Annotated in this window: 13 protein-coding genes and 1 pseudogene; 5 read left to right on the forward strand and 9 right to left on the reverse strand. The window is 31.2% G+C overall.

Translation table 11 applies throughout. The annotated features are described in order from the left end of the window. Positions 1-143: 143 nt before the first annotated feature. From recQ to NST10_RS06320, 9 genes and pseudogenes are all read right to left on the reverse strand, one after another. Complete coding sequence (gene recQ, locus NST10_RS06280; protein ID WP_000983677.1) at positions 144-1,925, reverse strand: DNA helicase RecQ; 1,782 nt, start codon at positions 1,923-1,925, stop codon at positions 144-146. Positions 1,926-1,936: 11 nt separating this feature from the next. After that, positions 1,937-3,820 carry an ABC-F family ATP-binding cassette domain-containing protein gene (locus NST10_RS06285; protein ID WP_000525101.1) on the reverse strand — a complete coding sequence of 628 codons (1,884 nt, stop codon included), beginning with the start codon at positions 3,818-3,820 and terminating at the stop codon, positions 1,937-1,939. A gap of 271 nt (positions 3,821-4,091) precedes the next feature. Continuing rightward, positions 4,092-6,032, reverse strand: a complete 1,941-nt coding sequence (ltaS, locus tag NST10_RS06290; protein ID WP_000098285.1) for a polyglycerol-phosphate lipoteichoic acid synthase LtaS — start codon at positions 6,030-6,032, stop codon at positions 4,092-4,094. A 473-nt stretch (positions 6,033-6,505) separates the two neighbouring features. Further along, positions 6,506-7,510 carry a biotin-dependent carboxyltransferase family protein gene (locus NST10_RS06295; RefSeq protein ID WP_000022329.1) on the reverse strand — a complete coding sequence of 335 codons (1,005 nt, stop codon included), beginning with the start codon at positions 7,508-7,510 and terminating at the stop codon, positions 6,506-6,508. After that, positions 7,494-8,203 (reverse strand): annotated as a pseudogene (locus NST10_RS06300) (allophanate hydrolase subunit 1). The gene NST10_RS06295 and the pseudogene NST10_RS06300 overlap by 17 nt, the downstream one beginning before the upstream one ends. An 87-nt stretch (positions 8,204-8,290) precedes the next feature. Then, a complete protein-coding gene (locus NST10_RS06305) occupies positions 8,291-8,497 on the reverse strand; it encodes a hypothetical protein (RefSeq protein WP_001793677.1) in 207 nt (68 codons plus the stop codon). A 65-nt stretch (positions 8,498-8,562) separates the two neighbouring features. Further along, complete coding sequence (locus NST10_RS06310; protein ID WP_339211923.1) at positions 8,563-9,171, reverse strand: aminotransferase class IV; 609 nt, start codon at positions 9,169-9,171, stop codon at positions 8,563-8,565. Beyond that, positions 9,171-10,322 (reverse strand): anthranilate synthase component I family protein, encoded by a 1,152-nt coding sequence (locus NST10_RS06315; protein WP_001217804.1) that lies wholly within the window; start codon positions 10,320-10,322, stop codon positions 9,171-9,173. Before NST10_RS06315 ends, NST10_RS06310 begins: the two co-directional genes overlap by 1 nt. Then, complete coding sequence (locus NST10_RS06320) at positions 10,306-10,899, reverse strand: aminodeoxychorismate/anthranilate synthase component II (protein ID WP_000604508.1); 594 nt, start codon at positions 10,897-10,899, stop codon at positions 10,306-10,308. Before NST10_RS06320 ends, NST10_RS06315 begins: the two co-directional genes overlap by 17 nt. 350 nt (positions 10,900-11,249) lie before the next feature. Between NST10_RS06320 and queC the strand changes: the two genes are divergently transcribed. The 5 genes from queC (at position 11,250) to NST10_RS06345 (ending at position 14,459) form a co-directional block, all read left to right on the forward strand. Next, complete coding sequence (queC, locus tag NST10_RS06325) at positions 11,250-11,918, forward strand: 7-cyano-7-deazaguanine synthase QueC (protein ID WP_000446724.1); 669 nt, start codon at positions 11,250-11,252, stop codon at positions 11,916-11,918. Between the two features lies 1 nt (position 11,919). Further along, on the forward strand, positions 11,920-12,339 hold the full coding sequence (queD, locus tag NST10_RS06330) for a 6-carboxytetrahydropterin synthase QueD (protein ID WP_000941336.1): 420 nt from the start codon (positions 11,920-11,922) through the stop codon (positions 12,337-12,339). A gap of 3 nt (positions 12,340-12,342) precedes the next feature. Next, positions 12,343-13,056 carry a 7-carboxy-7-deazaguanine synthase QueE gene (gene queE, locus NST10_RS06335; RefSeq protein WP_339211932.1) on the forward strand — a complete coding sequence of 238 codons (714 nt, stop codon included), beginning with the start codon at positions 12,343-12,345 and terminating at the stop codon, positions 13,054-13,056. 98 nt (positions 13,057-13,154) lie between these two features. After that, positions 13,155-13,739 carry a hypothetical protein gene (locus NST10_RS06340; RefSeq protein ID WP_000637686.1) on the forward strand — a complete coding sequence of 195 codons (585 nt, stop codon included), beginning with the start codon at positions 13,155-13,157 and terminating at the stop codon, positions 13,737-13,739. A gap of 279 nt (positions 13,740-14,018) precedes the next feature. After that, positions 14,019-14,459, forward strand: a complete 441-nt coding sequence (locus NST10_RS06345; protein WP_001093552.1) for a DM13 domain-containing protein — start codon at positions 14,019-14,021, stop codon at positions 14,457-14,459. Positions 14,460-14,464 lie beyond the last annotated feature (5 nt).

A 14,464-nucleotide genomic window follows, 5' to 3' on the forward strand; every position in this document is an offset into this window, starting at 1 on the left:
ATTTTCAAATTTAAATGATTTATCCTTGAACTTTTTTAACAAAATAATGAATAATAGGTAATCTCAAGTTAAGAAATAGTGTTATTTTACTTTAAATTCAAAAAACACCCAGTAAAACAAGGAATGTTTACTAGGTGCCTTCATTATACTTTGGCTTTATAATTTTGAATCGTTTCTAAAAATGCTGGACAATAATGTTTTAATTTATAACTACCTACGCCATCAATATTAATCATATCTTGTTTCGAAGCAGGCTTACGTTTAGCAAATTCCTCCAACGTGTAATCAGAAAATATACTTACAGGTGCTATCGTTAATTTGTCACTTAACTTTTTACGAACTTCTACCAATTGACTGAATAATACTCGGTCAACCCCTTCAACCGTATTTATAAATACTTTTTCAGTCGCTTTTTGCTTAAATGGTGTTGTGAATACTTCTACTTCATTACTGAGTAATTTTTTAATTGAAGTATCACACATTAATATTTCATCATTTTCATTTAAGAACCCTTTGAATCTTAATTCATCTATTAAGTGACTTAATTCTGATGTTGTGTAGCCTTTCATTAAACCATGGGTTGAAATTTGATCATAACCTTTATACTTAATATAATCTGTTGACTCTCCTCTTAGCACTTGAATGATAACACTATAACTCTCTTGTTGTTTCATACGAGCGATGCAACTAATAATCATCTTAGCTTCTTGTGTCATATTATATGATTTATCTTGTTGAACACAATTACTACATTGTTCACATTCTTCTAATTTTTCATTCGGTTCAAAATAATGGACAATTGTTGCTTCTAAACATTTTTTTGTTTTTGTATATTGAATCATTTTAGTTAACTTTTCGCCCATTTTATCTTTATAGTCATCATCAGCTTGAGAGACTGTTATAAAATACTCGTGTAAATTGATATCGCGTTCACTAAATAACAAAATACATTCACTTTTCAACCCATCACGACCTGCACGACCCGCTTCTTGATAATAAGATTCTAAATCTCCAGGCATATTATAATGAATAACAAAACGTACATTGGATTTATCAATACCCATGCCAAAAGCATTTGTAGCAACGACTACTTTAACACGATCAAATAAGAAATCATTCTGCGCTTCTTCTCTTTCTTTATTGCTCAAACCTGCATGATATATAACACTTTCAATTTTCTGGCTTTCTAAGGCTTCTTGAAGCTCTTCAACTTGCTTACGTGTAGAACAATAAATAATGCCTGCATCTTCATCGTGTGTTTTAATATAATCCAATATAAATTTTTGACGTTGATAAGTAGGATTTACTTTAAAAATTAAGTTTCTACGCTTAGTACTCGTTTTAATTTGATCAGTTTGAGCGATATTTAACTTTTCTCTAATATCTTGCTGTACTTCAACCGTGGCAGTTGCTGTCAACGCTATTATTGTAAAATCTTGAGGTAACGTAAATACTTTAGAAATAACGTTTTGATAACTCGGTCTAAAATCATGTCCCCATTTAGATATACAATGCGCTTCATCAAACGCGACTAAATGAATCTTTATACGCTGAAGCATATTTAAAAAATATCGGTTTTCAAATCGTTCTGGTGCAACATACAAAAATTGAATTTCTCCATTTGATAATGCTTTTTCAATACGTTGTTGCTCTTTTTGAGTCAAACTACTATTTAAAAAAGCAGCTTGAATTCCCATCGCTTTTAATTGATCCACTTGATCTTTCATTAATGATATTAGTGGACTTATTACAATTGTTGTACCACCTAACAATAAACCTGGTACTTGATAGCATATAGACTTACCTCCACCAGTTGGTAAGACACCAAGCACATTACGATGGTCTAATACTTTGCTAATAATTTCTTCTTGTCCTGGTCGAAACGTTTCATACCCAAAGTAATGCGATAATGTTTGTTGCATCATAAATTGACCCCTTATTGTTGTTCTTTAATTTCTTCTAACTCACTCCATCTTGTGATGTCTAAATCATATTGAATTTCAAGTTGTTCTTTTTCTTCGTTTAATTCTTTAATTTTCCCATAATCTGCACTTGCCTCAATCATGAGCACATCAATTTCTTCCATTCTTACTTCCGCTTGTTCTATGCGTTTCATCAATTGTTCATATTCTAATTTTTCTTTATATGATAAACCATTTTTCTTACGTACAGTTGTAGAAGATTTAGAGTGTTGCTTCAATGTGGATTTATTTTTATCTAATGATTTTTTATAACTTTCATAATCTTCAAAAGTTCCGATAATCTTTTCCATCTGACCATCATGAATAAACCAATATGACTGTGCAACTTTATTTAAGAAGTAGCGATCATGGCTTACGGTAATCACTGTACCACCGAAAGTATGAATATAATCTTCAAGTATTGTTAAAGTCTCAGTATCTAAATCATTTGTCGGTTCATCTAACAACAGAACATTTGGCTGGTGTACGAGTAGACGTAATAAATACAAACGCTTTTGCTCTCCACCAGATAATTTATAAACTTTTTTACCATGAGTTGCACTTGGAAATAAAAATCGTTCAAGAAGTTGTGTAATAGATACCGAGGTTCCATCTTTTTCTTTTGCAATCTCACTTTCTTCTCTTAAATAATCAATCATACGAATATCTCTATCCAGGGTCTCATCTGTTTGCTTAAAATAAGCTACTTTAACCGTCTGCCCAGTCTTCAATTTACCTTCGAATTGTTGGTCTTCTCCACTCAAAATATTTAAGAGTGTTGTTTTACCAGCTCCATTTGGCCCAACAACACCAATACGCTCACCTTTTTGAATAATTTCCGTCAGATGTTCAAATAATACTTTATCATTAATAGCCTTTGATAAGTCTTCTAATTCGAACACTTGCTTACCTAATCTTGAATAAGCAAGATTCAATTCACCTTTATCGTCTTTATATTGCTGGTTAACTTCATTTTCTAGGTCATTAAATCGATTAATTCTAGCTTGTTGCTTTGTAGTACGTGCCTTAGCTCCAGCCCTCATCCAAGCAAGTTCTTCCTTATATAAAGCTCGTTGCTTTTGTTGTTGCTTTTGAAGTGTTAGTTCTCTTTCAGCGCGCATTTCAATATAAGATTCATAGTTACCAGGATATGACGCTAACTTACCTCTGTTTAGTTCAATAATTCTAGTGGAAACTTCATTTAAAAAATATCGATCATGGGTTACGAATAAAACTGTATGAGGATATTGCTTCACATAATTGATCAACCAGCTGATTGATTCGAAGTCTAAATGGTTCGTAGGTTCATCTAATAACAATAAATCTGGTTGTTCTATTAATGTTTTAGCAAGTACAACACGTTTTTGTTGTCCGCCGGATAATTCTTTAATGTATTTAGTAGTATCATGTATACCTAGTTTTGAGAGGATCGTTTTAATTTCAGCGTTATAGTCCCAAGCATCATGTTGATCCATAGCATCTTGCGCATCCATCATTCGCTTGAACAATTTATCACTTTGATCATCCGCATAAGCTTGTACTGCCTGTTCATATTGCTTGATGATGCGTAAAGTTGTTGTATCAGAACTTAATACTGCATCAAAAACAGTCATATCTTCATTAAGATCCTGTTTCTGAGACGAATAACGAATTCGATATTGATTTGGATGCATAACATTGGCTGTAAAATCATCATCAATACCACCAATTACTTTTAACAACGTACTTTTCCCTGTACCATTTATGCCTACTAAACCTATTTTTTCACCTTCTGAAATTGATAAATCTAGATTATCGAATATAATCTTATCGGCATAAGATTTATTTAAATGTTCAATTTTATATGCTTCCATACCCATCTTCCTTCTTCTGTTGAAATCTCTACGTACTTAAATCAGTTCTATACATTATACACCTTTTTGAAATCAAAAGAAATCGATACTGTTAAGTGTCATAATTTAATATATTGTTGCTTCAACTCTAAATAAAACTTGATAAGGCTTTGATGACTATGCTAATGATTTTTATAATATACCTTTTTATCAACACATATAATGTAAAACATAATATAAAAGAACATAAATAAAAACCCGGATTGATATTTTATCAATCCGGGTTCATGTTTAAATATTATTTTTTAGAGTTTGCTTTAGGTCCTGTTTCATATTTATACTTCGAAGGATTTACCTTTTTGAAGTCTGGATTTTTGTAGAATCTAAATAAATCACCATTAAGCACGTTGTCACTCATTTCGAGATCCTTTTCAACTTGCTTTTTATTCTTTTCGAAATCAGCTGGTTGAGTAGTTATGAGTTCATTATTTTTATTAGAATAAATCTTACCATTAACATATTTATAATCTTTTGTTATAAAGTCACCATTTCTGAATGGAACTACTTGATTATGACCTTTAGAGAATAAATCAGTACCGAACATTAAATAGTTCTTCGTATCTATACCAGCCAAATGTAAAATTGTTGGCATTACATCGACTTGACCAGCATATTCATTATTGATACCACCAGATTTACCAGGGATTTTAATCCAGAAACCAGTTCTGTTTAAATCTGTAAATTTAGCTGGTGTGATTTTTTCACCTAATAGTTTTTCCATGGCATTGTTATGGTTTTCAGAGATACCATAGTGGTCACCATAAATCATAATCACTGAATTGTCATATAATCCTTTTTTCTTCAAGTCATTAATATATTCTTCTAATGCTTCGTCTAAATAACGTGCTGTTTGAATATAACCATCAACTGTTGCATCACCTGTGTTTGACTTCTCAATAGTTGCATCCTTTTCATCTAATGTGAATGGATAGTGGTTAGTCAATGTAATTAAATGAGAATAGAATGGTGATTTCATCTTAGCTTGATAATTAGCAGAATCTTTAAAGAAAATTTTGTCTTTCAAGCCTAAGTTTACAACGTTTTTATCTGACATGTCATAGTATGTTGCATCATAGAATTTATCGATACCAAAGTGTTTATATACTTGGTCTCTGTTCCAGAATGTTTTATAGTCACCGTGCATGACATCAGATTTGTAGCCTTGCTTTTGATCTAAAATTGCTGGTAATGACTGATACGTATTATCTCCTTTTAATGAAAAGGCAGAACCTTGCGGTAAACCGTATAAACTGTTATCCATTGTAAATTCAGAGTCAGATGTTTTACCTTGACCTGTTTGATGGAAAAAGTTAGGGAAGTATGTGAATTGCTCTTTCCCACTTGATAATTTGTTTAAAAACGGTGTTACTTCTTTACCATTAACCTTTTTATTAATTAAGAAGGTTTGGAAACTTTCTAAGTGAATCTTAATAATATTTTTCTTCTTTGCTACCCCATAATATTCTGGGTTAGGCTCTGTTTGACGTTGTTTCGTATAATTTAATACTTTTGTTAAGTCATCTTCAGATGCTAACGCTTTTTGTTGATTATTTTCGATAGTTTTAACACCATCGTATACTGTAAAGTTATACGGTCCTAAATATTTCACTAAATATTTATGGTCAAATGTACGTGTTAATAATTCTGGTCTGTCAGTTTCAGCAAAAGCTAAGTTTAAGAAGAATAATGCTACTGAAGCCGCCATTACGACAGGAACAAATTTCTTACTAAATGCTTTTGTGTCTAACCATTTTGTTTTAAATATTAAAATGAATAAGTAAACTAACGTATCAATGAAATAAACAAAGTCATACCATTTGAATGATGCACTAACCGCACCACCCATAGATTCTACGTTACCTACTTGGTTTAAAGTACTAAACGTTAAAAAATCCGAGAAGAATCTAAAGTACACAACATTGGCATATAATAGGAACGTCAATAAGAAGCCGCCTATGAACATAAACCAAAATGCTTTTTTGCCTTTAAAGAATAGGAACACACTTAAAACCAGTGCTACTAAACTATAAGGATTCATCAATAATATTAAGTTTTGTACTAAACCTTTAACACCTAAAGAAAAATCAACATAATAAGAAAAATACGTCTTCAAGGTAATCGTTATTACGGTTAATAAGAAGAACGCAAAAAGACTAATTTTCTTTTTTTGTGAACTCATGATTCTTTCCCCCGTTATTTAGATAATAAATCTTGCGAAAGTACTTGAATAAATTAGATATTAACATTATGTAGTTAATTAATAAGTGCGTTTAAAAGTTAACATTGTCATAATTATAGTAATTACTTTCAGATTCAAGTTTATAATTTTCATTATTTGTAGCTTTCAACTTTGATTTAACAAGTATTTTGGGCTACAACTCATATTTGCTTGTGTAAGTTTCTTTATTTAATATTATCATTCAATTAACAAATTTAAAATTTGTAATCAAATTGTAATAATAAGCATAGCTCAATTAATAAATATAGAGTAATTTTAGTCAAAATTCAAGTAAAAACACACTTTATCTTTTCATTTTACTGTGAAACGAATTAGAATATAATACATTTCGCAGATAAAACACAGTATTATTTCATTATACATTAGGAGGAAATTATTTGCATCGGACTCTAGTATGAGCTACGTACCAAATATTATTTCATCATTTCTAATTGCATTCTATATTCTATTCCATGGAATAATTGGTTTAACCAGTTACTATACTTAACGAGGTTCTTTTCAGCCGTTAAAATATCTATAAATTGAAATTTCAAACGTGATCCTTGCGGTTTTTGTGCTAATTTCGTTAAATGATAACTTGCGATTGTACCGATTTGCGGGTAGCTACCTAACGTGTAATGATCATTTAATAAGATAATAGGTGTGCCATCACGCTTAATTTGTATCGTTCCTTTTTTGACAGTCTGATACGGTGGCATATCTTCATAAAAAGCTTTGATTTTTTCACCTTCAAGCATCATCCCCATGCGATTTGCTTTGCTCGTTACTTTATAATCATGTTTCACAAATCTTTGAATGGCATCTTCTTTAAAATCTTCCGTACCTTTATTTTTAACGACATGAAATACATCAGACATATAATTAAATGACAAGGCGTACCCATCAATACCCCAATCTGTTTGTTTCGTGTGAGCAAGGTTTTCAAATAACTTATGATGACGAGCTGTATAATCTCTCTTAAGCTTTATTTCATCGCCATCTTGTAATGTTCTTCCTTTAAAACCACCAATTTTTACATTAAAGTCGGTTGAATTAGATCCTAACCATGCATCTAATTCAAATCCACCTCCCACAGCTAAATACACTCGCGATGTATAACTTGTTTCTCTAAACTTTAAAACATCGCCTTTATCTAACAAATACAATTTATATGGAGATATAGTCATTTGCTCAGTGTAAGCTTTGACATTACCCCCTGCTAATGCAATCAGCGTAGGTTCTGTAAAACGAATCGTTGCCATTTTATTAGTCATTTCCAAAGTTGCTTCATTCTTGTCATTTGCAACTAATCGATTAGCAATTTCATGTGCTAAAGTATCAAGTGCACCACATGGAATTACACCATCATGTTCATATCCCCTTCTACCAAAGTCCTGAAAGCTACTGAATAAGCCACTTTTTTCAATTATGATTGACATCTTTAAACGCTCCTACTTCTAATTCATTTTCATTGATAGGTCTAAATTTAATATTATCGCCTAACTTTAAGCGTGCGAAATCTGATTCTTTCGGATTAAAAAGTGATAATGGTGTATAACCAATAACTAACCAATCATTAATTGTATCCGTAGTTACAATACCGCATTTTTCCCTTCAAGTACTACAGAACCAGCTGGAATGAATTTTTTCTGTTTACTCGTGTGATTAATATACAATTTCTTATTTAATCCAGTTAAATAAGGAAACCCAGGTGAATATCCCATCATCGAAACAAAATATTGCGCCTTAGAATGTAATTCAATAAATGTTTCTAGCTTGATTTTGTAATGTTTTAAAAGTGATTCTAAATCCGGACCATATTTCGAACCATACACAATTGGTATTTCAATCAAATCTTGCTGGTTAAAATCATGTTTTATGTTTAAATGAATCGATTCTATTAGTGCTTTCATGTATAAAAAAGGTGATTGTATATTATGGTGTTTAATCATATCCCTTGCGTCGTAGACAATCATCATGTCTGATTCTGATGGCACAATTTCTATAATAAATGGATAATTTTGTTCAATTAAATATGAGCGAAGTGTTAATAAATCTTCGGTTAAACTTTTAGATACTTCTTTTTCAATTGCTACTACAATGGCTTGGTCACCTTGACTATATATTTTCATTTGTACACCTCTTCAATATTTGGTTACTTTACTTTGATTTTTAATTATAGAATCGATTGAATAGTTCATTTTACCTACTCATTAAATTTACTGGTGATACAATAAATCCATTGCTCGCACAACAAAAGGCATGAGTTCGTGAATTAATGCGTATACAAGGATAAAGCTTATAACAGTAGTAATTGTTGCTATCAAACGAACAACATATATTCTATTTTCAGATAGCAATCGATTCACTAATCGATAATTTACGTATACAAGAATTAACAACAGCACAATATAAACAATAATCATATTTGGCCCCATTTAATTTTTAAATTTGTTTTAACTTCATTTTCTACATTATTATCATACTAATTTTAAAGGCAAAGGTGGACATCGGCAACCTCTCGTAAACTATTTATCAAAAATATACGTATCTCATTGTTATGATATTTATAAATCAATTCGTTTTTATTAAAGTCTTTTTCAACAAGTTTGTCACTATCTATTAAATAATCACGCATGCATCCTTTTAAGAAATCATCTTTATAACTTGGTGTGTACCATTTTCCATCCTCTTCAATGACAATGTTGCCAATATCAAATTCAAGGACCTTGCCGTCCTCTGAAGTTAGCAATATTAAATCTGTTTCATGATTGTGTGCTAAATGCTTTCGTTCTGTCGTTTTATTATTTATAAAAGTTGGATTAACTGCTTTGGGCAACACTTGAAATTTTGCTGTAAAACTACTTTTCTCAGGTAAAGGTGACACTATCGTTTCGAATTCGCTTTCAGCATGTAATACGATTTTAAGTCTACATTGGCCATTGTGATACTTTGTTGTTACATCGTTTAATTCATTTCGCCATGCATGTTCATCAAATTTAAAGTTTAATCGCTCAGAAGAACATTTTATGCGATTAGTATGATAAGTAATTCTAGGGATATGTCCATTATCAATTTTCATTGTTTCAAATAATTGCATTATAACATCTCCAAAATCTTGGTTTTTGCGTAAAATTCATTTACTTCATCTTTTGGCTTAGAATCAATTGTAATACCTGCTCCGACTCCATAAATCGCTTGTCCATATTTATACTCAATAGTACGAATTGGAATATTAAAAATCATTTTATCATCTTCAGTTGGAAGTAATAGTCCAATTGCTCCGCAGTATATACCACGAGGTGAACTTTCTAATTGTTTAATATATTTCATTGTATTCAGTTTCGGTGCACCTGTAATCGAACCACAAGGAAATAACGATGTTAAAATTTGAGTTAAGTCTGTATTAGTTTTTAAAGTTCCACTTACCATCGAAGTCATTTGAAATACAGTTTTATATACCTCAATGAAAAATAGTTTATACACCTTAATTGAGCCACTCTGTGATATTCTCCCTATATCGTTTCTTAGTAAATCAACAATCATGACATTTTCTGCACGATCTTTCGAAGAAGTTTGCAATGTTTTATAATACTGTTGATCTTCAGCTTCCGTTTTACCTCTAGGCATTGTCCCTTTCATCGGTTTGCTTATGATAACGTTATCGACATTGTTAAACTGTCCTTTTTGAAAAAATAATTCTGGTGAGATAGACGCTACTTGGATTTCATCTGTTTGTAATAACGCAGTATAATTACCATTACTAAATTGAGTTAATCGTTCATATAAAGTACTAATAGGATAATAAATGTTGTCCGTTAAGCGCGCCGTATAGTTCACTTGATACGTTTCGCCTTCAACAATTGCTTGTTGGACACGTTTAATATTAGTCATCATAACCTCAGAAGATTCAACAAATGAAAAATGATGCTTTGATACATAAGTAGTTTGATGTTCATATGTTGAATTTATGCTTTCCGCATTTTCAAAACTATAAGCTACTGCATAAATATCATCTTTAGCTAATGAATGTGTACACATAACATGATTAAAATACTTTGCCGCTTCGTAACTTAAATATAACGAAACATATCTACCTTGTCGTTGCTGCGCTTGTGCAAAGTGTATCACTTCTCCCACATCAGCCAACTTAGTGGCAACATACTTCTTTATAAATCCCTTTAATTGAATATGGTATTGCTTATATTCATTTTCAGTTAAATAGTAGCGATAATTATATTCTATTCTCACAGTAATCACCTACCTTCGATAAAAATAATTCAACTTGTCGATAACCGTATTCACTCAAAATAGATTCAGGATGATATTGCACACCAAAAACCGGAAATGTAATATGCTCAAATGCCATAATAATTGCTTCATCGTTTTTTGCTGTAATCTTTAAGCAATTTGGAAAAGTCGCTCCGTCAGCAATTAATGAATGATAACGCATTACATTGAAATTTTGAGGCAGTCCTTGAAAAATACCTTCATTGGTATGGCGTAACTGTGTAGTATGTCCGTGTACAGGATGATAGCCGTGAATGATATTTCCACCAAAATAAGACACGATACATTGAAATCCTAAACATACACCTAGTATAGGTACACGCTGATAAAATTGTTCTAACACTTCATTCAAGATAGGATAATCATCCGGATTACCCGGCCCAGGTGAAATAACAATTGCTTTTGGCTTCATATTAATGATGTCTTCTATCAGCAGATTATCAATACCAACAACTTGAACTGTTAGTTTCGTTTGAGTCTTAATATAGTCTATTAAATTATATGTAAATGAATCATTATTATCTATGACTAGAATCATTGTATACTCCGTTCTAAATGTGTTTTATTTTTATAATATGTATTGGATGTAGCTAAAACTTTAAAGGCATTGTCATTATCCTGACCTTGATTTTAACTACTATATGGTATATTCTATTCATCGTACATAAATGAATATCAGAGGTTCCTAGCTGAAACCCTCTATAAAAAACTAGACATTGAAATTTCAAACATTCGTTGGTAAACCTTTAATATATATTATAGGAGCAACCCATTTCTTTCGTCTATCTTTTATGGAGATAGGCTTTTTTTATTTTATAAATTAAAAACGGGCTTATCAATGCCATTAACCTCTTTATTAATATTATTAATGATAGGAGCAATTACAAAATGGAAAGTGTATTAAATAATGAAAAAGCCATCGTTGTCTTTAGTGGTGGTCAAGACAGTACAACATGTCTCTTTTATGCAAAAAAACATTTCAAAGAAGTTGAACTCGTAACGTTTAATTATGGTCAAAGACATGATACTGAAATTGAAGTCGCAAAACAAATTGCACAAGATCAAGGAATGAAACATCACGTTTTAGATATGTCATTATTATCACAACTTACTCCAAACGCATTAACACAACATGATATGGAAATTACTAATAATGAAGATGGTATACCTAATACATTTGTTCCAGCTAGAAATTTACTTTTCTTGTCGTTTGCAGGTGCTCTAGCTTATCAAATTGGGGCTAAGCATATTATTACAGGCGTATGTGAAACAGACTTTTCAGGCTACCCAGACTGTCGCGATAGTTTTATAAAATCAATGAACGTAACATTAAGCCTAGCTATGGACAAAGATTTTGTTATTCATACTCCTTTAATGTGGTTAAACAAAGCAGAAACGTGGAAATTAAGTGATGAACTCGAAGTTTTAGATTATATTCGTACAAAAACATTAACATGCTATAACGGTATCATTGGGGATGGCTGTGGTGAATGTCCAGCTTGTCATTTACGTCAACGTGGACTAAATCAATATCTTGAAAGTAAAGGAGCGCTTTAAAATGTTACAACAAATCTATCCTAGTACAACGCATCCATATCAATTCGAATTAAATAAAGATTTTAATTTTTCAGCTGCACATCACATTCCGTGTGAAGAAGCAGGTATTTGTCAAAATGTCCATGGTCATACTTACTTTGTTAATTTAACAATTGTCGGTGATAAACTAGATGACACTGGCTTTTTAGTGAACTTTAGCCATTTGAAAAAGATGATACACGGTAAATTTGACCATCAACTGTTAAATAACTTACCTGCTTTTAAAAACAAAATCCCTTCAACTGAAATCGTAGCGGAAACAATTTATCAAATTGTTAAAGAAAATTTGGCATCGCTCGAACACCAACCAAAATGTATTCAAGTATTTGTAAGAGAAACACCAACAAGTTATGTCGTATTTAGACCAAAGGAACAGGTGTAACTAATGGCTAAAATTCCTGTACTCGAAATATTCGGTCCAACCATTCAGGGTGAAGGTCGAGTAATCGGTAGAAAAACGATGTTTGTGAGAACAGCTGGATGTGATTATCGCTGTAGCTGGTGTGATTCTGCATTTACTTGGGATGGTAGTGCTAAAGGCGATATAAAACTCATGACCGCTGAAGAAATTTATGATGAATTAAAACGAATTGGTGGCGATTTATTTAACCACGTTACAATTTCTGGTGGTAACCCAGCATTAATTAAAGGTATCCAAGAGTTAGTTGACTTATTTCAAGATAAAGGTATTTTCAGCGCACTGGAGACACAAGGCAGTAAATTCCAACCTTGGATGACACAAATTGATGATTTAACGATTAGTCCAAAACCACCAAGTTCAACTATGACGTCTGATTTAAAAAAGTTAGATGAAGTGATTGCACAATGCGTACCTTCCTCATTAAACTTAAAAGTAGTTGTATTCGACGATAAAGATTATGATTTTGCCAAAATGATACACCACCGTTATCCAGATATTCCCTTCTATTTACAAGTTGGTAACCCATATTTATCAGACAGCGTAGATAATCATACCGAAAAGTTGTTAGAACGCTACGAGCAGTTGGTAGATTTAGTTATGCAAAGTAATGATATGAATCACGTTTATGTGTTACCACAACTTCATACATTACTTTGGAGTAATAAAAAAGGTGTATAAAGGATAACTTATTTTACTTTTTACAAGTCATATCTAATGAATAACAATATATTAATTGATATAATAGTTGATTGAAGTATAACGAACAGGAGTCCATCATGATTGTATATATATTAATTAATATTGCTATCGTCGTACTTATAACTGGATTCAATTTATATAGGCATCAAATGCAACATTTATCATTAAGTGCAATGTTGTTATCTATTACTATAAACGCCTTTATAAATACATTCATAATTGATAAATATAACTTTATTACTCTGTGTACTATAACGATGTTTATCATTTGGACGATACTACAGTTTTACATTGATAAAAAATTAAAACCTGTATACATTACAGACCAAAAATTTATTGCTATCATATTAACGATTGTTGTCAGTTTAACGCAACGTGTTACCGACTTTTCAAGTACACAATCAATATATATGTCTATTCCATTTTTAGCCCCTGCCATTTTCATCATTGGTGGTATTATGTTATTTATTTCAACATTTAATAGCTTAGATGAATCTGCTGAAAATAATAATAAAATAAAGAAACTAATGATTAAAGGACTTATCATTATTAACATTTCATTTATCGTTATGATGGTTTTAACACCATATTGGTACTTGTATTTAATCGTCTATCTTATTTTCTTGTTGTTTTTATTGTGGCAAAAGGTTTATAAATTTTAATACCAAAACTAAAAAACACTTCTGATATTCTTAGTTCGCTATATCAGAAGTGTTTTATAGTGATAACTAGTTTAGATAAATATTTTCTCACTTAAAAAACCGCCCTCCTCTTATTTTGACTCCTATTTATTTAAATCAGACAATTATTTTCATTTTCAAATTATTCTTTCTTCAATATTAGTTAAGCGATATTTAAACGAAGTTAAGAATTAGTTAATGGCATATTATTTGCCTTCATTTTAAACTTAACTTATCAAATTGAAGAAATGAGGAGTTAGCATGAATACAAAATATTTTTTAGCAGCTGGTGCTATTATCACAACATTAGCTTTAGGCGCTTGTGGTAATTCTAATTCACAAGATCAAGGTAACAAAACTGAACAAAAAACAAAGTCAGAAGATAGCAATGTTAAAACTGATAAAACAAAACACCTAACAGGTACATTCAGTTCTAAAAACGGTGAAACTGTTGAAGGTAAAGCTGAGATTAAAAATGGTAAATTAATGCTTACTAACTACAAATCATCAAAAGGTCCAGATTTATACGTCTACCTAACAAAAAATGGCGACATTAAAAACGGTAAAGAAATCGCAATGGTTGACTACGATAAAGAAAAACAAACATTTGATCTTAAAAATGTAGATTTAAGCAAATATGATGAAGTAACAATCTATTGTAAAAAAGCTCACGTCATCTTCGGCGGCGCTAAATTAAAATAATCAAT

Source organism: Staphylococcus sp. FSL W8-0305 (assembly GCF_037966415.1).
In the GTDB taxonomy this organism is placed as follows: domain Bacteria; phylum Bacillota; class Bacilli; order Staphylococcales; family Staphylococcaceae; genus Staphylococcus; species Staphylococcus aureus.

Coding starts and splice junctions, on each gene's coding strand:
- ltaS (WP_000098285.1), bottom strand. CDS start 6,032: ATGAGTTCACAAAAAAAGAAAATTAGTCTTTTTGCGTTCTTCTTATTA.
- NST10_RS06310 (WP_339211923.1), bottom strand. CDS start 9,171: ATGCAATTATTTGAAACAATGAAAATTGATAATGGACATATCCCTAGA.
- queE (WP_339211932.1), top strand. CDS start 12,343: ATGGCTAAAATTCCTGTACTCGAAATATTCGGTCCAACCATTCAGGGT.
- NST10_RS06295 (WP_000022329.1), bottom strand. CDS start 7,510: ATGTCAATCATAATTGAAAAAAGTGGCTTATTCAGTAGCTTTCAGGAC.
- NST10_RS06340 (WP_000637686.1), top strand. CDS start 13,155: ATGATTGTATATATATTAATTAATATTGCTATCGTCGTACTTATAACT.
- NST10_RS06285 (WP_000525101.1), bottom strand. CDS start 3,820: ATGGGTATGGAAGCATATAAAATTGAACATTTAAATAAATCTTATGCC.
- NST10_RS06305 (WP_001793677.1), bottom strand. CDS start 8,497: ATGATTATTGTTTATATTGTGCTGTTGTTAATTCTTGTATACGTAAAT.
- recQ (WP_000983677.1), bottom strand. CDS start 1,925: ATGATGCAACAAACATTATCGCATTACTTTGGGTATGAAACGTTTCGA.
- queD (WP_000941336.1), top strand. CDS start 11,920: ATGTTACAACAAATCTATCCTAGTACAACGCATCCATATCAATTCGAA.
- NST10_RS06320 (WP_000604508.1), bottom strand. CDS start 10,899: ATGATTCTAGTCATAGATAATAATGATTCATTTACATATAATTTAATA.
- NST10_RS06345 (WP_001093552.1), top strand. CDS start 14,019: ATGAATACAAAATATTTTTTAGCAGCTGGTGCTATTATCACAACATTA.
- queC (WP_000446724.1), top strand. CDS start 11,250: ATGGAAAGTGTATTAAATAATGAAAAAGCCATCGTTGTCTTTAGTGGT.